Genomic DNA, 25,735 nt, shown 5'->3' on the forward strand with positions numbered 1-25,735 from the left:
ATTTAGCCTCCTACTCTTATGCCTTGTCATGAACAAGGAACTCACCTACGTTCTGCTTGTACCACCAGTCTGTGTATGGAAGCTTTGTTCTCTTTGCAAGATTCTTCTCAAAGCTTCTGTTCTGTATACTATCCAGAATTGAATAAGCAAAATCCAATGTATGCTTATATCCGAAAATCATATACTCATCAGCAACATAGACAGCAGGTGTACCATTCTTTATAGCCCATACTGTTGAACCGGGGTGTCTTGAGAGGTAGAGGTCAGGCTGATATTTATTAAGGATATTCATAACCTCATAGTTCTGCTGATCGGATACGCTTGCTTCAAAATCAATATCATTGTCGAGAAGATACTTCATTGAAGGCGGAACATCTCCATTATCGTATTTTTTATCATAGTGCCATGCAAGAGCCCAAACCACTTCGATTCCAAGCTCATTAAGAACTCGTGAAACCTCGAATGTATAACCGGGGCCCATTCCAAGAACAGCCTTAAGTCCCTTAAGCTGCTTCTTCACTTCCTCAATCTTAGGAAGGTAAATTGCACGCTGCTCCTCGAGATATTTCTCAATCTTCTCGCTTCTTCCGGTTACTCTTCCGATTTCTCTGAGCCATGTCTCAAAGCCCACAATACCGCACTGATTTATTGATCTTATATAGGGAACGCCATACTTTTCTTCAAGGGCATTTCCAAGGTAGTTACCCAGGGTTCCGCATATACAGGTTGTAGCCAGAGCCTCAGACAGATGTGATAATTCTTCAACTGTAGAATTGCAGTACAGGAAGGTGGGTTCAAGATCGAAGTTTTTAAACATCTCTATGATCTCCGGTCTTGCACTCTCATAGAAATTCTTGAAGTTAATCTTATTGGATTTAACGCCTTCTCTCGGAGGCTGCACGATAGACTGAAGTACTGCATGGTCTGATATATCAAAACCGGTTGCCCAGATTCTGGACTTAAAGCCCTCACAGTGCACAGCTACCACAGGTACATCTATCTGATCGCGTATATCCTCAACAACGCTATCAATATCCTCACCGATAATACCTGTTGCACATGAGCTTGTAACGAAAATAGCCTTGGGACTGTATCTCTTATTAACCTCAAGGACGATTTTCTTAAGCTGCTCTGTCGAACCGAAAATCGTGTCATTTTCATTCATGTCTGTACCGACATAAACTGTGTTATTTGTAACACCACGCTTTTTTGCCATAACCTTATCAAGGTAGTAGGTTCCGGCTGCTGCCACAGAACATCCGGCAGGACCGTGATGTATTATCGCTATATCTCTTATAGCTGACAGCTGTCCAAGTGCACAGCTTGACAAACAGGAACTGGACTGTGAAAAGCAGCGTGAACATCCCTTAAGTGTTCCGCATTCACTCTGAGTTGCCAGATCCTTCAAAGAACCAATGTAACCGGTGATAGAACCAATACGGTTTTCTCTGGTAGCAACATTGGAGTTGTTTAAATTGATAGCCATTTTTCATCTCCTCTTCGTAAATATATGAAAGAATGCCGCTCATGCGGCATTCCAGCGCCCTTTACAGATTGTCATAAAGATCCTCTGTGAGTGTAAGACTTCCTCTGTATCCTGCTATTGCCCTGTTAAAAATCAGTCTGTCCTTTAACGGGAATGTCGCAGCTATACACTGCACTTCCTTTAAGGATGCTGCTTCACGCTCATTACTGCTTCCCACAATGAGTGTCAGCTCCTCTTCCTCCAAAAGTGCCTTGTTGATTTCATACTGGTCTGCTGTAAACACAACCTTCGGAGGCTGTGCGTATTCAAGACCTGTTATTTCACTTATTATCCTGTTCTTGTTTTCATCCCCATATACAGGCTCGGAAATAACCGCAAGCTTGGGAGTAAAGCTGTAATCATTGGCAAGATATCTTGTAATTCCGCATACACTCGAAGCATCTCCTACTACAGCGAATCGCTTCCAGCTAAGAGCTCCGATTGACTGCGCAAGATAGCTGTATACGTAATCCTCTTCTTTTTCAAGGAAATCATTCACCAGCTTAGTATCAAAGTGAAGAGCCTCTGCAACAAGTCTTACAAAGCGTTCCGTATCAGTTGCTCCAATCGGGAGTCCAGGATATCGGACACTTTTTACTCCAAACTTCTCCTCGAATTTTACGGCAGGTCCCTTAAAGAGCCATGGATTTATGATGATATTAAGTGCCGCGCCTGAGCAGTTTTCAATTGTTTCTATTCCCTGATGTCCTGTGAAGAATGTATTAACCTTAAGTCCAAGTCCTGTCAGAATTCTTGATATCTCCTCAAGGTTTCCGCTCCAGAAAGGATCATGGTAGGGAACAATTCCGAATACGTTTACAAGCTTGTCATCTTTGGGAACATTCTCTTTAATGACCTGATCGATCAGATTGTTCCATATGACTTCATAACCAAGATTGCTGTCACCTGCAAATCCCGGAGTATCGATAGGGTATACCTTATAGCCCTTTTTCCTGTATTCCTCTGTCACGGAAACAATATCATCTCCGATGATTCCTGCAGTACATCCTGTAAGAACAAAGAATGCATCGGCATCCATGATGTCAATTGCACCTTGTATGGTTGTTCGAAGTTTATTCAAACCTCCGAATACTACTTCTCTCTCCAGCATGTTGGTGGAAGGAATGGATACACTTGATACAAAGGCTGAGCTCTTGTTACCTGACTGTCCCTGCTCAGCAGCACATGTCTGCATGCAGCATCCGGGGCCGGAGTGTAATATAGGACAAACTTTATTTATTGCGCCGAGTACTGAATTTATTCCTGCAAGTACACATCCCCCTCGTGGATTCTCTAGTATTTCAGACATTTGCCTCACCTCCCACGATATATTTGAAAGCATCTTCGCTGTACCAGCTTTCTTTGTAAGGAAGCTTCACATGCCTTGACAACTTCTTATTAAAGCCCGGATTTTCCAACTGATCTGCTATCTTGTTACCAAGGAAAATCAATCCGTCATAGCCCATGGTAGGTCTCTTCATATCAAGCACATGAGTTGTCGGTAATCCTAATTTGGCAGCCCATTCCGGAACGCCGATAAAAACATCCGGCTTAATTTTCTGAATCAGATTCACCTGTTCGAAGGGTTGCATATTGGCTATATCAACCACAAAGTCCTTGTGAATGCCATTCAGATATTCAATATCCACCTGGGCGTCGTCATCATAAGTAGGAGTTTCAAGGCCGACTAGTTCCATACCGAAGTCATCAATAAGAGCTGCTGCCGCGAAGCTTCTGCCTGTGCCACCGCATATAAAGACTCGTTTTCCCTGTAATCTGTCACGAATTTTCTTAACAAGCGGAGTAATTCTCTCATGCTCTTTTTCAATGATTTCATCAGCCTCTTTCTCCTTTCCCATTACTTTTGCAATTCCTCTGAACCACTTATCCGTGTTTCTAAGTCCGATTGGCATAACCGTATGTGAATATGGAATATCATATACAGTCTCCAGCTCCTTCATGAATTCATCCGCAAATACCTTACAGATGGAGGTGGAGGCTGCTGCCGAAGGTATCTTTCTTATCTTTTCAAGTGAGCTGTAAAAGGGAATATAGTTTGTCTCTATTCCCAGAAGCCCCAGCATTCGCTCCATCTCTTTCTGGTCTGCATAGCTTATGGATACAGGTGCAAAAAGATTAACAAGGTTATCCTTCTTAGCTACCTTTTCCTTTGACAAAATATATTTTTCGATAGCTATAAAAGCAGCATCAAAACCTGAAGCACATATCTTGGATTTAAAGCCTTCACAGTGTATCGGTACAATTATCGCTTTTTCCGCATCTTTTTGAAGGTCAGCACAGATCGCATCAATATCATCTCCGATAACTCCCGATGCACAGGATGCAAAGACGAATATCAGCTTTGGATCATAGCGTTCAATTGCCTTATTCACTGAGTCGCGAAGCTTTTTTTCTCCTCCGAAAATAACACTCTTCTGATCAAGATTCGTTACGATTATGTGAGGATTCTTAATGTGCTTAACACCTCTGTGGGCCTGACCTACACGGTACATATCAACTGCCAGGGATGTGCAGCCTATGCATCCTTGCGGTGAATGTGCTATGAAAACTGCATCCTCCAATGACATAAGTGCAGCCATACTGTTTATCTGCTGGCACTGAAGTCCCTGTGCAAAGCTTCTGTCCGCTTTCTTCAGGCAACCCTTTCTAAAGCTTTCCTCAGCCTTTTTTCCTGTTCCGCCATAATCGTTAACTCTGCCTTTTTTACTTTCTCTTACACCTGAATAAATTTCTGCCATAAGTTCTCTTCCTACTTTTTTATAAAAAAATAAGGTCCACCAATAACACGGCAAATGATTCCGTGCTATCAGTGAACCTCCGGTTGTCCGGTCGGTTAACCTCGCTTTTTAATTTGCAAAAAGAGGTGTTGAAAGGTATCTGTCACCTGAGTCAGGAAGAAGAACAACTATGTTCTTGCCCTTGTACTCTTCTCTCTCTGCTATGATTGTTGCTGCCTTAAGAGCTGCTCCTGAGGATATACCAACAAGTATTCCTTCTGAAAGAGCGAATTTTCTGCCCTCTGTAAAGGCATCCTCATTTTCGATCGCGATTACTTCATCAAAAATCTTTGTATCAAGAACATCCGGTACAAAGCCTGCGCCGATACCCTGAATCTTGTGGGCACCTGCTGTTCCCTTTGAAAGAACGGGGCTTGTTGCGGGCTCAACTGCGATTATCTTTACGTCAGGATTCTTTTCCTTTAAGTATTCGCCTACACCTGTGATTGTTCCGCCTGTACCTACACCTGCGATAAATACATCAACCTTTCCGTCTGTCTGCTCCCAGATCTCAGGACCTGTAGTAGCCTTGTGTGCAGCAGGATTTGCAGGATTCACAAACTGTCCAAGGATGATTGCTCCCTCGATTTCCTTCTCGAGTTCCTCGGCCTTTGCAATAGCTCCCTTCATTCCTTTAGCTCCCTCAGTGAGCACCAGCTCTGCGCCGTAAGCTTTAAGGAGGTTTCTTCTTTCAACACTCATTGTGTCAGGAAGTGTGAGGATCGCCTTGTACCCCTTTGCTGCTGCTACAGCTGCAAGTCCGATTCCTGTGTTACCTGATGTAGGCTCAATAATTGTTGCTCCGGGCTTAAGCTTTCCGCTCTTCTCTGCCTCTTCGATCATAGCAAGGGCGATTCTGTCCTTAACTGATCCGGCAGGATTCAAATACTCGAGCTTTGCAAGAAGTGTAGCGTTTGTTACTCCTGCTTTCTTGCTGTATCCATTAAGTTTAAGAATAGGTGTGTTACCAATAAGTTCCAGTGAACTTTCTTTAATCTGTGCCATGTTTCGTATCTCCCTTCAAATTTGTTAATAGGATAATATCATGCCTTAGTTTATAGTAAAACTAAGTAATTCCGATTGCCAGACATAAGCTTTACTTTTCATTGTTATAGCTTTTACTTATGACTAAATGGCTTGTGATTATCAATCTTGTCGAAATAAGCTGTTATCTTGGTAAGTGCATCCGTAACGCCGCAAGCTACATCAAAGCTTGATATCTGCTTTTTCTCCAGCTGCTTCTGAGCCTGAAAACCAATCTTTTTGCAGACAAGGCTTCTGCAGTCACTTATAAGCTCCACCTTGGGAAGCGGTTCTCCTCCATGTCCGCAGCCCTTGCCATCTCCGCAGCCTTTCCCGGAGCCGCAGGCATCTCCACTCTTTATAGAGCAATCACCATTGCCTTCCGGACTGCCGGAGTTCTCGTTATTTTCTGTGGCCCCTTCATCGGCTATGACCGGAACAGCTCTGTATTCCTTCTTTTCAAAAGTTGTCCCCTGCACCTCGTATATTGAAAAGCCTTCGGCAGCTCCAAAAGTCAGATCAATATTCACATCGTCCGATGATGCCACCGCTATCAAATATGACATATAAACTCCTTGATCTCTTTTTATACGTTAAACAGGTTCGTTGACAGATAGCGAAGTCCTGTATCAGGGAAGATTACAACGATCTTCTTACCCTTGTTCTCAGGTCTCCCCGCCACCTGTGTAGCTCCTTTACAGAACAAATATCAGATCTTGTAGTCGTCTGAAAGCTCCATCATGCCATACTCGAGAAGGATCTCTTCAAGTCTCTCCTGGGTCATGGGAGTAGGAATAACGAAGTCTTTATTTTCAATTACTGCCTGTGCCAGGTTTCTGTATTCCTGTGCCTGGTTTGAATCAGGCTTATACTCAATAACTGTCTTCTTATTAATCTCAGCATGCTGAACCACGTTGTCACGGGGTACGAAGTAGAGAAGCTTAGTGCCAAGCTCTTTTGAAAATGCTCTGAGAAGATCAAGCTCTCTGTCAACGTTTCTTGAGTTGCAGATGATACCGCCAAGTCTTACTCCGCCTGTTCTTGCATATCTCTGAATACCCTTTGAGATGTTGTTAGCTGCATAGAGAGCCATCATCTCACCGGAAGCTACAATATAAATTTCCTTTGCCTTACCTTCACGAATAGGCATTGCAAAACCACCACAAACTACATCGCCGAGTACGTCATAGAATACATAATCAAGATCATCTGTATATGCTCCCAGGTTCTCGAGCATATTTATTGAAGTGATAATTCCGCGTCCTGCGCATCCTACACCGGGCTCAGGTCCGCCGGACTCTACGCACTTTGTTCCGCCAAAGCCTTCCTTCATGATTCTGCCAAGCTCAATATCCTCACCCTCTTCTCTTATGGTGTCGAGAACAGTTTTCTGTGCAAGACCACCAAGTAAAAGTCTTGTTGAATCAGCCTTAGGGTCGCATCCTACAACCATTACTTTTTTCCCGTGCTCAACAAGTCCTGCTGTCAGGTTCTGTGTTGTTGTGGACTTACCGATTCCACCTTTTCCATAGATTGCAATTTGTCTCAGTTCTGCCATTTTTTTCATCTCCTCTTTCTTTATGTTGAATTTTCTTAATTCGCTTCTTCTTCGGCTATCGCAAATACTCTGTTAAACTCACAGATAAGATCTGCAATTCCTTCTATTCCGACTGAAAGTCTTAAGACTCTGTCGTTTATTCCGTTCTTTTCAAGAACGTCCTTTGGAACATCCGCATGCGTCTGTGTCACCGGATAGGTTATAAGTGTCTCTGTTCCTCCAAGGCTCTCCGCAAAATATATGAGCTGCACGTTGTTTAGTATTGAGTGTGCAAACTCTACCGAATCCACTTCGAAGGTAACCATCGCACCAAAGCCTCTTGCCTGTTTTTTCATGATGTCGTAGCCTGGGTGCTCCGGAAGTCCGGGATAGATCACCCTTGTCACATGCATGTTTGTCTGTAAATACTTTGCAAGGGCCAGAGCGTTTTGCTGGGCTCTCTCAAGTCTTACCGCAAGCGTTCTTATTCCTCTAAGAATCAGCCAGCTGTCAAATGGGCTAAGCCCTGCGCCTGTTGTCTTATAGATAAACCTCAGTTTTTCATCCAGCTCCTCGTCCTTTACAACAAGGAAACCGCCTATCGTGTCGTGATGTCCTCCCAGGAATTTTGTTCCCGAATGAACAACTATGTCTGCTCCGAAATCCAGTGGATTCTGAAAATACGGTGAAAGGAAGGTGTTATCAACTATTAAAAGCAGTCCCTTTTCCTTCGCTATCTTCGAAAGCTTTTCAAGATCCGTTACATTCATCATCGGATTGGTCGGAGTCTCAAGATATATCGCTTTTGTATTTTCATTTATAAAAGGTGTCACATCATCGCTGCTAAGATTGGCCGCTGAATATGTAAGACCATTTTTTTTACTTATCTCGTTGAAAAGTCTTATGCTTCCGCCGTAGAGATCCGAATCGATGATGAAATGATCTCCGGGCTTAAACAGCTCCATGACGGCTGCTATGGCTGCCATTCCACTGGCAAAGGCCATTGCGTCTTTTCCGTTTTCAAGATATGCAACTATCGATTCCAGCTGCTTTCTTGTCGGATTCTGCATTCTTGTGTAGTCGTATCCGGTGCTCTCCCCCAGACCCGGATGCGCAAAGGTAGCTGTCTGATATATTGGAAAGCTTATGGCTCCCCACTGATCCATAAGATTTCTGTCCAGCTGCTGACACTTTGTATCTATGCTGCAATGCACTTCTGTACATTTATTGCATCCATTGCAATCCATAACTTACTCCTCCGACCTTCGACCTAATTGGCTACTACTTGCTGTGGTTTTCTTAGGTCAGTCTTTTTGTTATTCTTTTCTTGCTTCTATAGCCCTGTGCAGGCTATCAAGCGCTGTCCTTATCACAACTCGCGGACTTGCTATATTTATTCTTTCAAACAGGGCTGTCTCTTTTCCGAAGATTATTCCACCGTCCAGCCAGAGCTTTGCTTCATCAACTACGAGGTGCTTTAAATCGTGATAGTCATCTGTCACCTCTGAAAAATCGAGCCATATAAGATATGTCCCTTCAGGTTCGATGAGCTTGACCTCAGGAAGATTTTTCTCAAGGTAATCTCTTACGAATGCAAGGTTCCCGGTGAGATATTCTTTTAATTCATCAACCCATTCTCCGCCCTTCCTGAAGCAGGATATTGTAGCGGCAAGTCCCATCGCATTGGGCTGACTGTAACCGGCTGCTTCATTCTCTCTTCTGAACGCATCTCTCAATGTCTTATCCGGAATCAGGATATTAGCAACCTGAAGTCCTGCCATATTGAAGGTCTTGCTGGGAGATGTTCCAATCACAAGATTTTTAATGTACTTCTCGCCAAGCTTTAGAAATGATATATGCTTATATCCCGGATAAATGAAGTCCGCGTGTATCTCATCCGAAAAAATGATCACATTGTATTTAAGGCAGATATCACCAAGCTTTTTCAGCTCCTCTTTTTTCCACACTCTTCCTACAGGGTTATGCGGACTGCACAGAAGGAAGAGCTTTACATTGTTTTCCTTTACCTTCTTTTCAAAATCATCAAAATCGATTTCATAATGTCCGTCTCTGTTTACGAGCTGGTTGTTTATACACTTTCTTTTATTTAGAAGAATTGTTTCCTTAAAGGGATAGTAGACAGGCTCCTGAATTATCACGCTGTCTCCCTCATATGTATAAGCCTTTATTGCCATGGCAATGGAATAAACCACTCCCGGAACAACCGTAGTCCAGTCCTTTTTAATCTCCAGACCATGCCGATCCTTAAACCATTTGTATACAGCTTCGTGATACTCTTCACATGGATCCGTATATCCGAAAATTCCATGATCTACACGCTTTCTGAGATCACTTATGATTTCATCGGGAAGCTTAAAATCCATATCCGCAACCCACAGTGGAAGCAGGTCGGTTCTGCCCATTCGCTGCATTCCAAAGTCGAATTTCAGACTGGCTGTTCCTTTTCTGTCGATTACTTTGTCAAAATCATATTTCCCCATACAACAACCTCTCAATGTTTCAGTACGCGGTTTTCAAAATTTTGCAGATGCTCTGTCTTCAAAATCTCTATGCCAGTACTCCGCCCATCTCTTCCAGCAGTTTTATATATCCGTCCAGCCTGTAAAGCGAGTCTCCGACTTCTCCCGGCATTTCAAAGGATGCAATGCCGTGATCCTTTAGCTCGTAGGAAGCGCCCGGTCCGATTTTCGCTGCAAGTACAAAGTTGCAATCAAGAAGCGCTTCAACGCCTTTTTTTAATTTTTCGTTATCATGACTTCCACCGTTGCAGACAGGAATAACAAATCTCTGCTCTATCTCTTCGTAGTTGCCGTCCTTATCCACATCTACGATGAGAAAGCTCTCCGCTCTTCCAAAATGCTGATCAACATATCTGTTATCCGTAGATGCAATTGCCACGCGATATACTGCGTTTCCCATTGATGAACCTCACTTTTTATCCATGTGAAAAGGTGCTTCTGACATTCAGTCTGTTCTGATAAACAAGCTTGCTGTATTCGGATACTCCCGGAACTCCCACAGCATCTGCACGGCAATGAGCGCAGTGCCTGAATACCTTGATGTACTGCTCTGCATCCTCTCTGGCCTTTTCAAGAAGTTCGCAGGTAGGTCTTTCAATATCTTTAAGCTTATGCTGAGGAATAAGAGGAATGATGTTGTAGATGATAGCCCCTGCTTCCTTTACCGTTTTTGCGATCTCACTAATGTGATGATCGTTGATTCCGGGAACAAGAACTGTGTTGATTTTTATTGTGACTCCCGCATCAGCAACCTTTTTGATTCCCTTTAACTGATTTTCAATAAGAATCTTCGCTGCCTCTACTCCTTCGATCTTCTCACCGTGATAGATGATGTAATCATTGAGCTTAGCCTCAATCTCCGGATCTACTGCGTTAACCGTAACCGTAAGAGTATCAACACCTGCATCTATGACTTCCTGTGCTCTCTCATTTAGAAGTAAACCATTGGTACTCATACATTTAAGAAGCTCCGGATGTGCCTCGCCGATTTTTTCAAAGGTTTGAAGCGCATAGTCGGTTGCCAGTGTATCTCCCGGTCCTGCAATTCCTGCAACCTTGATACTCGGTACAAGTTCTATTGCCTTTCCTATGAAATCATTTGCTTCATCAGGGGATATTACTTTAGATGTAACTCCCGGTCGCTGCTCCACATCGTTTATGCTTCTGTCACAGAATCTGCAGGCTATGTTACAGCCGGGACTCACCGGAAGATGAATTCTTCCCGCATTAAATTTGCATCCACCAAAGCAAGGGTGGTTTTTCTCAAGTTCTTCAATTGATCTAGCCATATGAATAATCTCCCTTATAGACAAACGCTGCCGGACAGCGTCTTTTTAGAATCTAACCTTTGTGCTTTTTTCAAGCTGCACGATCCTGCCATCGTGTACCGTTATAAGAACCGTTCCATACTTTACTTCCGAAACCTGCTTTTTGATTTCTTCCCAGATCTTTTCATCATCCTTTTCCATAGTCATCTCTCCTCTTATCTAAAAAGCCTATAGAGATTGAGCTTGTTGCTCTCTGCTCTAAATTTATACAGATTATGCGGTACATTGTCTTTCGCGTAAAGCATACTAATCTTATAGGCAAATATAAGTTTTAGTTTTACCTTGCCGTAAAACCTTTATTCACCGCAAAAGCATATGCCAGGCGACCGTGCTTGCATGTCCATCTGTCTTCGCAATTGTTTAAAAGGATATCTCTATTCACCTACCTTGTCAATGGGTGAATATAATCACTTTATCCGAGTAAATTTAACATGTGTGCCTTCTATTTCTCACAAAGCAAAATGGACACTCGATAACCTATCTGATTAGTTATCTAGTGTCCACGTATCTATTTTTGACACTCGTGAACTTATCATGATGATTACTGAGTGTCCATGAATTTATTTACTAAAGTGTCGTATCCTAAGCTCCACGCCGGTATCTTCAGATAGCTGCCTGCATTTCTCAATGTCTTCCTCCGGCAGAACATCGACGATTGACCACTTTACATCCTTTATCTGCTTCTTGCATTTGGTAGCAAAATCAATCATCTTTTCAAAACCGCTTTCATACTGAGGTCTTGTGACTTCCTGATATTTCACAGAATCAGGAGCATTAAGACTGATTGATACACTGTCAATTACTTTTGCAAGCTCAGGAACTATGTTTCTTCCGTTCTGCTCATTGCCAAGTCCGTTGGTGTTGAGGCGGGTCTTAAGTGACTTCTCCTCCTTAGCTAATTTTGCTGCATCCAATAGAATGTCCAGCTCACAGGTTGGCTCCCCATATCCGCAAAACACAAGCTCATCAAATCCTGTAAAATCATAATTTCTTATCGCATCAAGCACCTCTTCCTTAGAAGGATTTACCTGGTGCCACAGTGTATCGGAGCTTCCTACTCCATCCTTCTGAAATCGTATGCAAAAGGTGCATCTGCAATTGCATTTGTTTGTTATGTTTGCATACACTGAATTCTTGTATGTATATAAAATGTCTGCCATTTTCTCATTCTCCTCCGGTTAAAACTCAATATTCAAAGATTGTCTTCTTAACACCAACTCCATCAAAAGCTACCGCAGCTATATAGAAAAACAGTGCACTTCCTCCTGACTGAACAAAGCTTCCCGCAAAGGCTGAGAGGATGGCTGTTTTTGTTCCGAAAAGCAACATCTCTGCTATGTAATATCCGGTCGCAGAAATGAAAAAGGAAATGATCGGAGCGGCTATATTGCGCTTATTAAGAAGTGATGACTTGCGACTTGTAAACGGCAGCACTATCAGCATCTTAATAATCACGGTTGCTATAGTCCACATGGGAGCTGTAAGAAGATCCGCAAGTCCTCCACCAACTGCGCCAACCAGCATCGCATAAGGCGTAGGAAGCAGTGCTGCTGCCAGGTAAATCACGGTGTCACCAAAGTGTACATATCCGCCATTTACGCCAACCGGTATATGGAAAATGTACGCAGTGAAAATGGTGGTAAGTGCCGCAAGAACTCCTGTGTAGGCCATAAGTCTTGTCTTTGAGTTAATGTTGTCTTTTTTCATAGTGTCTCTCCTCCTTATGTTTTGTCATGAGATAAGCCATGACTGTTTTGTCTTAGAAGTATCACATCTGCAGAAATTCTCAGGCTCAAAAATTTGAATTCCTCAGAATCTTCTCAAACCCGGTTCCATAATTTCCGTCCTCTTCCATTGTTGCTGATATTGCTTTGTTTATAAACTCAGTAGTGTCTGAAACGGCATCCGTTATGTTTTTCCCATTCAGGACATTTCCGAGAAGCGATGCTGCAAACAGATCTCCTGTTCCGGAATACCCCCGTCCGTTGTAGCTGCATTCTATTATGTTTGTTCCACCTTCATGGACCACCATATTGCACAGCTTGTCATTCTCTATAAAAATGCCTGTAACTACCACGCTCTGCTTATCATGTGCTCTAACTTTATTTGCTATGTTCTCGATTTTCTTAAGATGATTTCCTTTAGCTGTATCCCGAACAATCTGCGCAGCATCGACTCCTGCAAGTATGCACAACTCTGTGAGATTCGGAGTGATAATATCTGCCATCGATACCATCTTTTTTATCCTGGATAGTAGTCCGTAGGAATAGTTTGAATAACACTCTCCTCTGTCTCCCATGACCGGATCCACCAGCAAAACTGTTTCCTTTTTGTTGAATGTCTCCACAAAATCAAGAACGTAATCTGCTTCTCTTTCGTAGGGAATGTAACCTGTCAGGATTCCATCAAACTCCGCCTCCATCTTCTTCCATTCCTCTGCGCAATGCCTTACCATGTCCTTAGTATCATGCATGTAAAATGAATGGAAACCTGTCTGTGCCGTAAAGAGTGCCGTCGGCACCGGATTGACCTCTACTCCCATAGACGACAGAACTGAAATATCAGCTATAAGCGAGCACTTTCCAAATCCTGATAAATCATTAATTGCTGCAACCTTCATACCTTATATATATGTCTCCTGTTGTTTTTAATAACTTATGTGCCACTATACAGCATCTCTGATTATATAAATATAGTCAATTTCAATACTTTTTATATAACCAGTTCGAATTGTGAAAAATACACATTGTTTCTTTTACACTTACCCTATAGAATAATAGGTGAATACAATTCCATAACCACCATTTAAGGCGGTCGAAGTAATAATTAGCAAGTATTCGAAAAAAAAATCCACGGAGGTTACTATGTTTTCAACAAAAGGAAGATATGCTCTCAGAATCATGATAGACCTGGCGCAGCAGCATTCTGAAGAGCTTGTACCGTTAAAAGACACCGCCGAGAGAATAGGCGTTTCAAAAAAATATCTGGAAATAATTGCAAAGGACCTGGTAAAAGCAAAGCTGATTTCTGCTACAAGCGGAAAGCATGGCGGCTATGCCCTTACCAGATCCCCTGAAGAATATACTGTCGGTGAAATTATTGAAATTATGGAAGGCCCCATAGCTCCTATAGCATGCCTTCTTCCCGATGCCGAGGATTGTCCTCGTGTGGAATCCTGTCCTACCCTTCCTATGTGGAAGGAATTTGCCCAGATAGAGCATGATTTTTTCTTTGGAAAGAAGCTGAGTGACTTAGTTCACTAAATGGGCCATCCCCTCATCAGGCGATTCCGTCCGCGCAAAACCATCGTCTCCCGGACGATGGGCGCCCCGAGGGGAGGGCAAGGAGAATCACTCATACGCAAAGGTCTTCAAAAATCTCTTCGCCCTCTCCGTCTTTGGCTCCTCAAAGAATTCCTTAACATCCCTCGTTTCCTCAACAATTTCTCCCTTGTCAAAAAATACGATTCTGTCTGCCACTGCTTTTGCAAAGGCCATCTCGTGTGTAACAATTATCATGGTCGAACCTGACTTTGCAAGCTCCAGCATGGTCTGAAGCACCTCATGAACCATCTCCGGATCAAGGGCTGCCGTCACCTCATCAAAAAGAAGAACATCAGGATGCATGAGAAGCGCCCTCACTATTGCAACTCTCTGCTTTTGCCCGCCGGAGAGCTGTCTTGGATAGTAGTCCTTTTTATCTGCAAGTCCCACCTTATCAAGAAGCTCCAATGACTCTCTTATGGCATCATCCTTTATTCTCTTCTGGACCTTTATCGGCGCCAGTATCGTATTTTCGAGAACCGTCTTATGCGGGAAAAGATCGTAGGACTGGAAAACCATCCCGATTTTCTGCCTAATGTTACTGATGTCCTTTTTATCAGGCTCAACGGGAAGTCCATCCACCGTCACAACTCCGCCCTGAATCTCCTCAAGACCGTTCAGGCACCTTAAGAATGTACTTTTACCGCAGCCGGAAGGACCTATAATAACCACGACCTCTCCTTTTTTCACGGAGAGATTTATGTCCTTAAGTACTACGTTGTTACCGAATTCTTTATGTAAATGTTTTACTTTAACGAGCTCGCTCATCTTACGCCCACCTTTTCTCAAGCTTTACTGCAAATCTGCTGATCGGCCAGCAAACCAGGAAATATAACAAAAACACAACTGCGAAAATCCCAAATGCTGCATTGGGAGAAGCTTTTCTGTTGGCCTCGATTATCTGCTGCGCCACCTTCAAAACCTCAACGATTCCGATCATCATCACAAGTGAAGTGGTCTTAACCATTCTTGTGACGAGGTTTATGGATAGCGGAATAAGTCGTCTTATTGTCTGCGGAAATATTATGAAAAAATGCACCTGAAATTTATCCATGCCAAGCGCATATGCTGAATCATACTGAATTCTTGGTATGCTTTTTATAGATCCCCTTACCAGGTCTCCCATCTCTGCAGTTCCCCAGAAAACGAAAACTATGATCGCGGAAAGCTCCGCAGAAATGTTCATACCAAACACTCTGGTCGTTCCGAAATAGACAATGAATAAAAGTACCATCTGAGGCATTATCCTGACTATCTCAAGATATACTCTGAAGAAAAGTCGTATAATCCTGTTCTTCGCTGTCATAAGCACTCCCACGATAAGTCCTAGAACAATACTTATGGCAACCGATATCAGGCTTATCTCCACCGACACCCAGCGTCCCTTCAGGAGCCTTATCATATTGGTGCCTTTAAAAAGCACATCAATCCCCAAACTCTGCATATCGCACTCTCCTCTCTATGATCGATCCAAGTATTGATACAGGAAGCAGCATTATCAGGTAATAAACCACAAGTAAAAACAGACATTCAATTGTCTTTGCATACATTCCTATGAGATCCTTGGCTGTGAACATAAGATCCATCAGGCTGATCGTCGAAAATACTGAAGTTTCCTTAAGAAGGAATATAACGTTAGCCATGATTCCCGGCATGCTTACCGAGAACGCCTGAGGAAGTATTATGTCAAAAAAGACCTGGCCTTCCGTCATCCCAAGAGAAAGAGCGCTTTCACTCTGAACCTTATCTATGGACTCAAGACCGCTTCTAAAGGTCTCTATCATATAGGCTCCGCCGATGAGACCAAGTCCTAAGATGCCACAAAGCTCCGCTGATATTTTTAGTCCAAGCTTTGGAAGTGCAAAGTAGATAAAGAAAAGCTGAACCAGCAGCGGAGTGTTTCTGAAAAGCTCTATGTAAATTGTCAGCACCTTTTTCACAAACGGAATCTTAAAGTAGATGGCCCAGGCCCCTGACAGCCCTATGGCGAAAGCTGTCAGGATACCGATAAAGCCTATTTTAACAGTAAGGAGTAGTGCCTCGTTATATAGTGGTATGTATGATTTAAGCACGTTTAAATCCATGATTACTCTGCCTTGCCACCCTCTACTACAAGAGTGTTCTCATAATCTGCACCGTAAGTATCAAGAAGTGTTGCCTCGTAATCCTTGTGGAAGAAGTTGTCGTTACCGATTGTCTCAATCTCATCGTTGAGCCATGTAAGAAGTGTCTCATTGCCCTTTGTTACTGCAGGTGCGATTGTGTCTGCATCACCCAGTGAAGGAATTCCTACAGTGTAGCCCTCGTTCTCAAGTGAAAATGCTATAACCTCTGTATTGTCGTTAGCCCATGCAACACCGTTGCCGTTTTCGAAGGCTGTCTTAGCCTCTGCGTATGCATCATACTTCTGAAGCTTGATATCGGGGTAGTTTTTCTCAAGATATGTCTCAGCTGTTGTTCCTGAAATTACGATGATCTGATCATCAGCTGTAACATCGTCAAGGCTCTCAACCACTTTGTCTGAAGGTGATACAACGCCAAGTGCTACGTTCATATAAGGAAGTGCGAAGTCAACCTCCTGAGCTCTCTCCTCAGTAACAGTGAAGTTAGCAAGAATGATGTCTACCTTACCGGTCTGGAGGTACTCGATTCTGTTAGCTGCCTCTGTTGACACGTAGTTGATATCTACGCCAAGGTCCTCACCGATCTTCTCTGCGAAGTATACGTCGTAGCCTGCGTACTCACCGTTTTCATCAACGTAACCGAAGGGACTCTTATCTGAAAATACTCCGATGTTGATTGTTCCGCTCTCCTTGATCTCATCAAGTGTTCTGTAAACCTTTGCTGTATCCTCTGTTGCATCTTCTGTAGCTTCGCTTGTTTCTTCAGCAGCATCTGCTGTTGCTGTCTCTTCCTCTGCGATTGTTGTGTCTGCTGATGCACTGTCAGATGACTCAGCCTTTGCTCCGCAACCTGCAAGTGAAGATGCGATAAGCGCTCCTGATATAACAAGTGTTCCCATTTTTGTAAGTAGATTCTTTTTCATAGTAAAATTCTCCTCTCTTTTACCAATTATTTTTTGGCTTAAAGCTTTTGCAGTTTGCGTTTGCTTTTTGCTGCTTGCTTTTGTTGAAAATGATGATACAATCTATTTACCTACTATGTCAATATGTTTTATTATAAGCTTTAGTTTTCACCTGCTATAAGCAAAGCATAATCCACAGGAATATGCCTTATAACTTATTATTTATATAAAGGTCAAATGTATAAGGAGGAGATTTATGTTTTCAACAAAAGGAAGATATGCGCTCAGAGTCATGATTGATCTGGCCCAGCAGAACAGCGATGTTTATATACCTCTTAAAGATATTGCAGAGAGACAGGTTATTTCCAAAAAGTATCTGGAGATCATTGCCAAGGAAATGGTTAAGGGAGGACTTATTATAGGAGCAAGCGGAAAACACGGCGGCTACAAGCTTTTACGGGACCCCGGTGATTATTCCGTCGGTGAGATAATTGAGTTAATGGAAGGCACCTTCTCTCCGGTGGTCTGTCTTGAAACAGATACCAATGAATGCGAACGCAAGGACAAATGCAGGACTCTTAACATGTGGACAGAGTTCTATGAAATGGAAAAAGACTTTTTCTATGGTAAAAAATTAAGCGATCTGCTTTGATGCAGGTCGCTTATTTCTACTATTCATATTCTTATCACCAGGTCAGTCTGGAGGTGGTGGCAAGCTTCTGATATCTGTTATATTCAGGTGAATCAATACTTTCACCATGAAGTGCATAGCCCACTGGTAGTGCCTTGGTTTCAAGCTCTTCTATGATCTGCAGCTTTCCGCTTAAATAATCCTCAAGATAACTTTGAATGTCGATCAGCCTCTGCTTCAGTCCGCCGATTCTTATGGTCTGCACCTCGAAGCCGAAGGACTTATTTTCCAGCATCCACTGACTCTTAAATGCTTCATAAAAAGCGTCAAGTCTTTTAATAAGTTCAGGAATGACGTTATTACAGATATCTGTCAGAGTGTCTGTTTTCCTATTTTGATATGCGTCTCTAAGTCTTATTCCAAGGTCTGCCTTCAAAGAAAGGACGCTGCAAAGCTGCGCCTGCATTTCGAAAACCTGGTCAAACCTTCTGCTGCCATTTTTCATAACTGCAAAAAGCTTATCTGCAGCTCTATTATAATAATCCGAAACAGCATATGGAACAAGGCTGTCATATATTCCAAGAAGCGGATCGTTGAACAAAAGTATCTTCGATAGCTGGTTTCGTTTCTCTCCCCTGCTGCCAGGGTTCGCGATATCAAGAAGCATGAAATCCTCGGTGGTGTAGCCAGTTACGTTTTCGAAAAGTTCCTCCGGGGCTCCTTTATCCGGGAGTTTTCCGCCAAGCCTTGCTGCCTCGTACAGAACAAGTAAAACAGCATACATGCTGCACTCTGCCCCGTCATCTCCCCACATTGTCATAACGCAGGAATCCACATCCATTTCAAGGCATGCGTTTATAGCTGCTTGTGTAGCGTGAATGCTGTAATCATTGTAGGGCGTAAATCCCATCCAGCGCCATGCACCGCCTGCAAAGGAAATGTTGTCTGTCATCACCTTGTGCTGAGCAAGGATCCTCTTGTAGTGGTCGGGTGCTGTACTATAATAATCCCAATAAACCAGCTCCAGTCCCTCAGGGATCTTCACCTCTTTTGCAAAGCTTTCCGTCAGCTTCTTAGCAGACTCCTCATCCTCCGCGCCATAACCACCCTGTGATAAAAGTCTGAAAAACATATCGCTCCACATCTGCGGCTGAAGTCCATGCTTTTTACATAGCTTAACCACCATATCGAGGTGCTGGAGTAATATCTCGACGCGGTTCTGATATCCGTGAAGGTCGAGATATTTTCCGAGCCCCACCATGTGGGCTTCATCCATTCCGATATTCACTTTTCGCGTGGAATAGGTCTTGGAAACTGTAGAGAGGATATGGTCAAGAAGTCGCTCCGTCCGCGGATCCCCCGCCAGCAAAATATCCTCAAGATCGATGTAATCAATATAATCGGCGTAGTCGACTATCTGATTTATGTGGGCAAGGGTCTGAATGTAAGGACGAAGCTCAAGACCGAGACTCTTTGCATACTCGTCCGCTTCCCTTATCTCAGCCTGAGTATAGCGGCCTCTCTGATATCCAAAATAAGGCTCGTCTGTCACCTCAAAGGTATCCTCGGTGTAGAGCCCGACGTAGTCGTATCCAAAATCAGCGCATATCTTTATAAAGTCCTTAAGCGCAGACAGCTTAACAACTGCATTTCTGGAACAGTCGATCATAACTCCAAGTTCACGAAGCTTTTGAATACTCACTTTTTCTCCCCCTGTTTTATCTATGACTTATCAGCAATATTTTGTTCTTTTACTGACGTTACACCGTTTGACTTAGCTCTATTCTTATCTTACCATAAGAGCATGAGTGAAAAAAATAATTTAGAAAATTCATTAAGAAAGCTGCTGGAGGACATCAGTATGCCGGGCGAGGTTACTGATGCTGTTTTGTTATGCTTTGAAAATGCTGGAGATGATAATACATCTGCATCAATTCCAGGGCTTGAAATTTTAACCGATCACCTTGTAAATTCCGTGGAGAATAGATTGAACGGCTCCTGGCAGAGGTTCCCTGAGGATATTTTCATAGCTACCATGGGATGCTTTTCAAGATTTGTCCGTGAGCACTTCGTATCCTACGGGTACTACGGCTTCGACAGAGATTTTTGGACCACCAGGCAGGTGAACGCCAAACTGTTTAGAATCGGCGAACTGGAATACGAAATCATAGATGGTAATGAAAATCTTTACCTCCACATTCCCTCTGATGCGGTCATGAAATCCGCCCCCTTGAATATGTCACTGGATATGGCTAAGGAGTTTTTTGCTAAGTATTTTCCGGAAAAAGAAAACAGCGCCATCCGCTGTGAGAGCTGGCTTTTGGCGCCAAAGCTTAAGACACTTTTAAAAGAGGATTCCAATATTATCCGTTTTCAGAATGCCTTTGATATTGAGGAAGAATTTCCTGATGCCATGGATTTTCTTGAGTGGGTTTTCCACATCGCAGGCGGACAAAGGAATACAGTTGTGTTCGCAGATCTTCCCGAGGATACTTCCCTACAGCGAGGCATAAAAAAACTCCTTCTAGGCAGCGGCTGTGTTGGCAGCGCAGAAGGAGTTTTGGTGAGACGATTTTAATAATTCAATCCCAGCCTTTTTGTTCTTATTCATAACATATCTCCATAGCGCGTTATAAGATATCAATAGGATACAATCACATCATCCATGGCCTCCAGTGAATTTCCGTATGCCATCTCTACGCCGCCTTCCAAGTTGAATCGAAGTATATAATACGAATCAAAATTGGTATTGTTCCTATAAAAGGTTATTGTAGTATCCGTATAATCAATTACATCCAGGTCTGAAATAATGTCGCCTCCTGTAACCCATACCGTCCAGGTACTTCCTTCAGGCGCATAGGGGCTTTCCTGCGACTTTTCTACACCTATGCAGGCACCTCTGTCCACATCAAAAATCCACTGCCCCTCAAACTTAGAAAACACCTCATCCAAGCTGAGGTCAAAATCAGCAAAGCTCTCTTCAACTTTTACCGGAGTTTTAAAGCTCTCTCCTCTAGCAGCAGCGAGTTCAGAAGCTAAATAATATACCCTTTTCCTTGTATATCTGCAGGCTGTTCCATTCTCAAGCTGTGGCTGAAGTGTACCGCCCTCAGCCTCTTCTCCGGCAGCCTTAACACTTGCTTCTTTTTTCTTTATCCATTCACGCTGATCAACTAGTAATTCTTCCTTCTTCTCGGGAGCCACCTCTTCCACCAACCTGCTCCAGATTGAATTTAGTTCATCATCCCAAAGCTTATACATCTCGTACGTTGTGATGTTTGCTGGCTGTTGGGGCATACTAGCCCAGTCAAGATCTTCATACTCCTGGTATTTTGTCTCGATCTCAGCGATTTCATTTTGGATGGAAGCAGTAGTATCACTATCAGATGATTCCGTTTCCTTATCGGGATCATCGTCATTTACATCCTTAACATCTCCGTCATCTGTGTTTTCATCTGCAATCACTTCAGATTCTGCAACATTTGCTACATCCGCTGCAGGCTCATCATTCTGATTGGTTTCTTCAACAGTTTTCTCTTCCGCATCAGCAGGCTTTTCCTTTTTGTCTATAGCACTACATCCACTCAAAAACATACATGTTGTTAGCATTATCAATATTATTCTTCTCATAATATGCCTTCCTCCGTGCTTGATTAGTTTACTATTCTTATAACAGATAAGTCAGCACTTTTGTTGCAGGTATTAAAAGAAATATTATTGTGACAAAGCTTGTTAAAGCAATCAATAAGTAATTTAAGAAAAAGCAGGAGCATCAAAAACTCCTGCTTTTTTATACGCGATATATGGATTGCCCCCCTGACTCACTTCCTGGCTTGTTTTCTTTCATTTTTATCCGCATACATCTTTTCATCAGCTATGTCCATGAGACTCTGGACATCGATTGTATTATTTATTACACCTCCGGCGCTTCCAATGCTGGCGGCTATTTTATATTCTTTTTCAGCAACACTTTCCTTTGCCATAAGGGAAACATCAAGTCTGCTTCTCACTGTTTCAGCAGACAAATTCACATCCGTATCAGTGATAATTGCGCAGGCGAACTCATCTCCGCCATAGCGGGCGCAGATTCCGTTTCTTGAAGAAAAATGCTTTATTGCTTCAGCCATACTCTTTATTGCAAAGTCACCCTGAGCATGTCCAAACATGTCGTTAATATATTTTAGTCTGTCCATATCTATGGAAAAAATGGTCAGATACTTTCCGTAATTATTGGTTGACTCCACTATTTTCTTCAGCTCTGCCATGAAGCCTCTTCTGTTATAGATACCTGTAAGGTAATCCAAAACAGATACCTGCTCTATCTCGTGGCGCATCCTGGCAAGGTTCCTGTTGGCAATTACTGCATTTATGGATGAAGACAGGAACATTCCAAACTCTTCACATCTTCTGATATCCCTGTTTGTCGTATCCTTTATTCCATAGCAAAGATAACCGAAGACCTGATTTCCTGCGTGAAGAAGACGCACTAAAAGAAGATTCGCCTCAGCACTGTTTATGATATCCTCAAAGCCCGGTATAAATTCCGCCTCGTCATAGGAGGTTCCTATTCCGGAACGCTCGCCTTTTTCAGACCTGAACATGGTTATATATCTGTGGTTGCCTATTCCTTCAATTTCAGGGGTCAAAAGATCCGAGAACACTCCTACAAACTGGAATTGTCTCTTCCAAAGCCACAAAGTAGTGGTAATCGTTTTTGACAGGTCACAAAGTGTTTCCAGTACTGCTGCCTCAGCCATAAGGTTGTTAATACTGTTAACTGCCCAGTTTACATCAGCATAGCTGTTTGAAAGCACATTTATATCCTCAAGAGACAATATATCCTCTGCTCTGCTACAGCCACATGAGTTCCTAAGCTTAAGTTTAAAATCCACATCATGACTTGTTGCATTGTCAGAGTCCTTGTGGTCCTTAATAAGGCTGATGACTTTTTTTGCTTCACTCTCATAGTCAGGGGCAACCGTGGATATTGAAGGCACATTAAACAGACCGCTTTTTATTCCGTCAAAACCGGTAACAATAATGTCCTCCGGAACCCTGTATCCCAAGGCTCTCAGCTCATCCGCACATGCTATGGCCATAGCATCATTGGCACACACAATGGCATCTATCTTATCCCCGGATTCTATGAAGCGCCTTGTGGCTTCTCTTGCAGGTCTGTCCCAGAAATCACCATACAAAAGCCTTCCCTCCTCAAAGGGAATATTTTTCTCAGCCAGAACCTCTTTATATGCTTTGATTCTATCCTCGGAGAAATGATCTCCCTGTGGTCCCGCAATCATGTTGATATTACGGCAACCATGAACATCTATCACATGCCTTACTATTGATTTGAATCCTTCACTATAGCGCATGGAAATATTAATCCTGCCGGGAAGATATTTTTCCATGACAATAACAGGTATACCCTTCCTCTGCCCCAGCTTCTCTATTGCTACAACAAGATAATCATTTTTTATGAACTCAAGCTGCACAATTATGACCTTGATATCAAGGTGGGAGCACAAGTCGATAAGCTTCAGCTCACAGTTGTCCCTGTCCTGATCCCAAACCGTAGTCTCAGAAAAGCTAAAGGCTATGATGAAATACCCCTGTCTGTTACTCTCTTTTTCAAGTTCCCGTATAAAGTTACTGTTCTTTTCCTGATCGAGCATTCCTCCCATAAAAGCGATCAGTTTCTTTGATTCTTCCATAATTTGATGATAGCACATGGATAAATTGGAAATAATTATATTTCTATAAACTATCTATAAGGTTGGAAAGATGCCTGAGGGAGTCCTGATTCGGAGGTTTTGAAGGTCAGGTGATCATCTAAAAATTATATTAAATAAACGCCGGTCATGATTTATGTCACAGCACAAATGATAAAATATCATTGTCATATAGTTCAAAGTACAATACCCAGGAGGATTCAGAAAATGAAATCTAAATTTTCCAGAATGTTATCCGTGTTACTTGTCCTTTCCATACTCATTGGTTCATTTGTATTGACCGGCTATTCTTCAAGCCAGGAACCTGAAGCCAGAGCAAAACAAATAGTCCAAACAATGACTCTTGATGAAAAGATCTCTCAGATGATCATTCCCGCAATCCGCACCTGGAACGAAGAAAATATTACAGATATAAATGCCGTTCCCCAAATCAGCGAAGCTCTAAGGCGCCATCAATATGGTGGATTATGCCTTTTTCGTCAAAACATTACCGGAAACGAGCAGATCACAAGACTAATACATGACCTTCAGGAGAACAACAGAAATATAGAAGGTGTTTCTACGCACATACCCTATCTGACATCTGTTGATGAAGAAGGCGGTATTGTAATAAGGCTGACCTCTGGTACCCGTATGACAGGAAATATGGCAATAGGAGCAACTTCCGATGCCGAAAACAATGCAGAAATAACAGGCATGATTATCGGAGAAGAGATGTCAGCTGTTGGTTTCAATACTGATTTTGCACCTGACATAGATGTAAATAGCGCTCCTAATAATCCTGTTATCGGAACAAGATCTTTTTCAGATGACCCCAATACAGTTGCTGCGCTTGGAATCTCTTATGTAAAAGGGCTGGAAAAAAGCAATATAATTGCAGCATACAAGCATTTCCCCGGTCATGGTGATACAGATGTAGATAGTCATATAGGCACCCCTTCCGTGGAAAAGACCTATGATGAACTAAAGGAAACAGAGCTTGTACCTTTTAAAACTGCTATTGACGCCGGCGCTGACATGATAATGACCGCCCACATAACCTATCCTCTGATCGACGAGGAAAAGACCTTTGGAGATGGTGTTACAAAGGGCTTCTACCCTGCCACCATGTCCCACAAAATGATAACCGATATCCTCAGAACAGATCTTGGTTTTAACGGAGTTGTCGTCACCGATGCACTGGAGATGGACGCTATAAGTAACTCAGGAATTGTTCCGGGTGGAACAAATTATGTAGAGTACAGCGTAAACATTGCCAAAGAGGTCATCAACAGCGATGTCGATCTTTTGCTGATTCCCCTTGATATGAAAAACGAAGAAGCAATAGCCTTCTATGATGGATATATATCAGGAATAGCCTCTAAGGTTGAATCCGGCGAAATCAGTCAGGACACAATCGATGAAAGTGTAACGCGTATCCTGACTCTCAAGCTCAAATACGGAATAATGTATGATGATGAGACTCCTGACATTGAAAAAAAGGTGGCCGACAGCATTACTACGGTTGGCTCTCGGGAACATCATGATGCGGAAATTAAAATGGCAAGAGAAGCCATTACTGTTGTTAAAAATGAAGGCAATACTCTTCCTGTTTCAAAGGATACAAAAAATATATTTGTTCTGGGAAGACAGAGTACAGACGCCAACACTTTGCAATACGTAGTAAATGAATTGAAAAAAAATAATTTTATAGCTGACGATGCTAACATAAATATTGATTATTACTATGATTCTTCAGCAGATGTCCAGCTTCACTATCCGGATGATATGAAGGAAAAAATATCCTCCTCGGATATTGTAATAGGCCTTTCCTATGCAAGCAATAACAGCGCTCTTGATAAAGAAAACCCGCAGTACATTGGTGTGTCGAGTGCTATTGAAGATACTCATGCCGCAGGCGGAAAATTCATACTCTTAAGCTCAAATCTCCCCTATGATGCTGCTATTTTCACAGATGCAGATGCTATAGTCCTTGCATATATGGGATCCGGGCTTGGTACTGACCCTACAGAAAAAACAGACAGCGGTACAGGTATGAAGGCTATGAATGCCAATATCATCGCTGCAATGGAAACAATATTTGGTGCAAACAAACCGCAGGGTCATCTACCTGTAAATGTACCAGAAGTTAAGGAAAACAGCGATGGTACCCTGATCTACAAAGATACTTATCTATACAATAGAGGTTTTGGCATAACAGATTAAATCATTTAGAGACTTCCTCAAACTTATATGTCCCCTCTTTACTGGATAACCAGTAAGGAGGGGACATTCTT

25 protein-coding genes are annotated in these 25,735 nt (G+C 42.6%); 4 read left to right on the forward strand and 21 right to left on the reverse strand.

Annotated elements, in window-relative coordinates; genetic code table 11:
* Positions 1–16: 16 nt before the first annotated feature.
* The 14 genes from G601_RS0117855 to G601_RS0117925 all read right to left on the reverse strand — a co-directional run bounded on the left by G601_RS0117855 (position 17) and on the right by G601_RS0117925 (position 13,371).
* Entirely contained in the window at positions 17–1,486 is a 1,470-nt protein-coding gene (locus tag G601_RS0117855; RefSeq protein ID WP_026493268.1) for a nitrogenase component 1, read from the reverse strand.
* 61 nt (positions 1,487–1,547) lie between these two features.
* Positions 1,548–2,834: a nitrogenase component 1 gene (locus G601_RS0117860; protein WP_026666129.1), complete on the reverse strand. Its 1,287-nt coding sequence runs from the start codon at positions 2,832–2,834 to the stop codon at positions 1,548–1,550.
* Complete coding sequence (locus G601_RS0117865) at positions 2,827–4,284, reverse strand: nitrogenase component 1 (protein WP_026666130.1); 1,458 nt, start codon at positions 4,282–4,284, stop codon at positions 2,827–2,829. The genes G601_RS0117860 and G601_RS0117865 overlap by 8 nt, the downstream gene beginning before the upstream one ends.
* Before the next feature lie 108 nt (positions 4,285–4,392).
* Positions 4,393–5,328 (reverse strand): cysteine synthase A, encoded by a 936-nt coding sequence (cysK, locus tag G601_RS0117870; protein ID WP_026666131.1) that lies wholly within the window; start codon positions 5,326–5,328, stop codon positions 4,393–4,395.
* A 113-nt stretch (positions 5,329–5,441) separates the two neighbouring features.
* Entirely contained in the window at positions 5,442–5,912 is a 471-nt protein-coding gene (locus G601_RS0117875) for a hypothetical protein (RefSeq protein WP_026666132.1), read from the reverse strand.
* Positions 5,913–6,055: 143 nt separating this feature from the next.
* The gene (nifH, locus tag G601_RS0117885) at positions 6,056–6,904 is read right to left on the reverse strand and encodes a nitrogenase iron protein (RefSeq protein WP_026493263.1); all 849 of its coding nucleotides are present in this window, start codon (positions 6,902–6,904) and stop codon (positions 6,056–6,058) included.
* 35 nt (positions 6,905–6,939) lie between these two features.
* A complete protein-coding gene (locus tag G601_RS0117890; RefSeq protein ID WP_081673606.1) occupies positions 6,940–8,130 on the reverse strand; it encodes a trans-sulfuration enzyme family protein in 1,191 nt (396 codons plus the stop codon).
* A gap of 69 nt (positions 8,131–8,199) precedes the next feature.
* The gene (locus tag G601_RS0117895; protein WP_026666134.1) at positions 8,200–9,384 is read right to left on the reverse strand and encodes a MalY/PatB family protein; all 1,185 of its coding nucleotides are present in this window, start codon (positions 9,382–9,384) and stop codon (positions 8,200–8,202) included.
* 67 nt (positions 9,385–9,451) lie between these two features.
* A complete protein-coding gene (locus tag G601_RS0117900; RefSeq protein ID WP_026666135.1) occupies positions 9,452–9,823 on the reverse strand; it encodes a NifB/NifX family molybdenum-iron cluster-binding protein in 372 nt (123 codons plus the stop codon).
* 16 nt (positions 9,824–9,839) lie between these two features.
* Entirely contained in the window at positions 9,840–10,712 is an 873-nt protein-coding gene (locus tag G601_RS0117905; RefSeq protein ID WP_026493260.1) for a radical SAM protein, read from the reverse strand.
* Positions 10,713–10,757: 45 nt separating this feature from the next.
* Complete coding sequence (locus G601_RS25870) at positions 10,758–10,892, reverse strand: YezD family protein (protein WP_196808918.1); 135 nt, start codon at positions 10,890–10,892, stop codon at positions 10,758–10,760.
* 419 nt (positions 10,893–11,311) lie between these two features.
* Positions 11,312–11,911 (reverse strand): TIGR04100 family radical SAM protein, encoded by a 600-nt coding sequence (locus tag G601_RS0117915; protein ID WP_026493259.1) that lies wholly within the window; start codon positions 11,909–11,911, stop codon positions 11,312–11,314.
* Positions 11,912–11,936: 25 nt separating this feature from the next.
* Positions 11,937–12,458, reverse strand: coding sequence for a TIGR04002 family protein (locus G601_RS0117920; protein ID WP_035791056.1), 522 nt, complete (start codon positions 12,456–12,458; stop codon positions 11,937–11,939).
* A gap of 85 nt (positions 12,459–12,543) precedes the next feature.
* Positions 12,544–13,371 (reverse strand): bifunctional hydroxymethylpyrimidine kinase/phosphomethylpyrimidine kinase, encoded by an 828-nt coding sequence (locus G601_RS0117925; RefSeq protein WP_026666137.1) that lies wholly within the window; start codon positions 13,369–13,371, stop codon positions 12,544–12,546.
* Positions 13,372–13,615: 244 nt separating this feature from the next.
* On the opposite strand from G601_RS0117925, the gene G601_RS0117930 reads away from it, so the two are divergent.
* Positions 13,616–14,014 carry an RrF2 family transcriptional regulator gene (locus G601_RS0117930; protein WP_026493256.1) on the forward strand — a complete coding sequence of 133 codons (399 nt, stop codon included), beginning with the start codon at positions 13,616–13,618 and terminating at the stop codon, positions 14,012–14,014.
* 87 nt (positions 14,015–14,101) lie between these two features.
* On the opposite strand, the gene G601_RS0117935 is transcribed toward G601_RS0117930, so the two are convergent.
* Genes G601_RS0117935 through G601_RS0117950 form a run of 4 tightly spaced genes read right to left on the reverse strand, consistent with a single transcriptional unit; the run spans position 14,102 to position 17,120 of the window.
* Positions 14,102–14,842: an amino acid ABC transporter ATP-binding protein gene (locus tag G601_RS0117935; protein ID WP_026666138.1), complete on the reverse strand. Its 741-nt coding sequence runs from the start codon at positions 14,840–14,842 to the stop codon at positions 14,102–14,104.
* Between the two features lies 1 nt (position 14,843).
* Positions 14,844–15,518, reverse strand: a complete 675-nt coding sequence (locus tag G601_RS0117940) for an amino acid ABC transporter permease (protein WP_026666139.1) — start codon at positions 15,516–15,518, stop codon at positions 14,844–14,846.
* Positions 15,499–16,158, reverse strand: coding sequence for an amino acid ABC transporter permease (locus G601_RS0117945; RefSeq protein ID WP_026666140.1), 660 nt, complete (start codon positions 16,156–16,158; stop codon positions 15,499–15,501). The genes G601_RS0117940 and G601_RS0117945 overlap by 20 nt, the downstream gene beginning before the upstream one ends.
* A 2-nt stretch (positions 16,159–16,160) precedes the next feature.
* The gene (locus G601_RS0117950) at positions 16,161–17,120 is read right to left on the reverse strand and encodes a transporter substrate-binding domain-containing protein (RefSeq protein ID WP_026666141.1); all 960 of its coding nucleotides are present in this window, start codon (positions 17,118–17,120) and stop codon (positions 16,161–16,163) included.
* A 235-nt stretch (positions 17,121–17,355) separates the two neighbouring features.
* Between G601_RS0117950 and G601_RS0117955 the strand changes: the two genes are divergently transcribed.
* Positions 17,356–17,751: an RrF2 family transcriptional regulator gene (locus G601_RS0117955; RefSeq protein WP_026666142.1), complete on the forward strand. Its 396-nt coding sequence runs from the start codon at positions 17,356–17,358 to the stop codon at positions 17,749–17,751.
* Positions 17,752–17,785: 34 nt separating this feature from the next.
* Here G601_RS0117955 and G601_RS0117960 read toward each other — a convergent pair whose 3' ends face one another.
* A complete protein-coding gene (locus tag G601_RS0117960) occupies positions 17,786–19,432 on the reverse strand; it encodes a beta-N-acetylhexosaminidase (RefSeq protein ID WP_026666143.1) in 1,647 nt (548 codons plus the stop codon).
* 159 nt (positions 19,433–19,591) lie between these two features.
* On the opposite strand from G601_RS0117960, the gene G601_RS24015 reads away from it, so the two are divergent.
* Positions 19,592–20,308 (forward strand): acyltransferase domain-containing protein, encoded by a 717-nt coding sequence (locus G601_RS24015; protein WP_051206017.1) that lies wholly within the window; start codon positions 19,592–19,594, stop codon positions 20,306–20,308.
* 62 nt (positions 20,309–20,370) lie between these two features.
* On the opposite strand, the gene G601_RS0117970 is transcribed toward G601_RS24015, so the two are convergent.
* Positions 20,371–21,360 (reverse strand): lysozyme inhibitor LprI family protein, encoded by a 990-nt coding sequence (locus G601_RS0117970; RefSeq protein ID WP_026666144.1) that lies wholly within the window; start codon positions 21,358–21,360, stop codon positions 20,371–20,373.
* A gap of 191 nt (positions 21,361–21,551) precedes the next feature.
* Complete coding sequence (locus tag G601_RS0117975) at positions 21,552–23,441, reverse strand: diguanylate cyclase (RefSeq protein WP_196808919.1); 1,890 nt, start codon at positions 23,439–23,441, stop codon at positions 21,552–21,554.
* Positions 23,442–23,666: 225 nt separating this feature from the next.
* On the opposite strand from G601_RS0117975, the gene G601_RS0117980 reads away from it, so the two are divergent.
* A complete protein-coding gene (locus G601_RS0117980) occupies positions 23,667–25,664 on the forward strand; it encodes a glycoside hydrolase family 3 protein (protein ID WP_026666146.1) in 1,998 nt (665 codons plus the stop codon).
* The last annotated feature ends 71 nt before the right edge of the window (positions 25,665–25,735 follow it).

Origin of the sequence: Butyrivibrio sp. FC2001 (assembly GCF_000424125.1) — a bacterium.
In the GTDB taxonomy this organism is placed as follows: Bacteria; Bacillota; Clostridia; order Lachnospirales; family Lachnospiraceae; genus Butyrivibrio.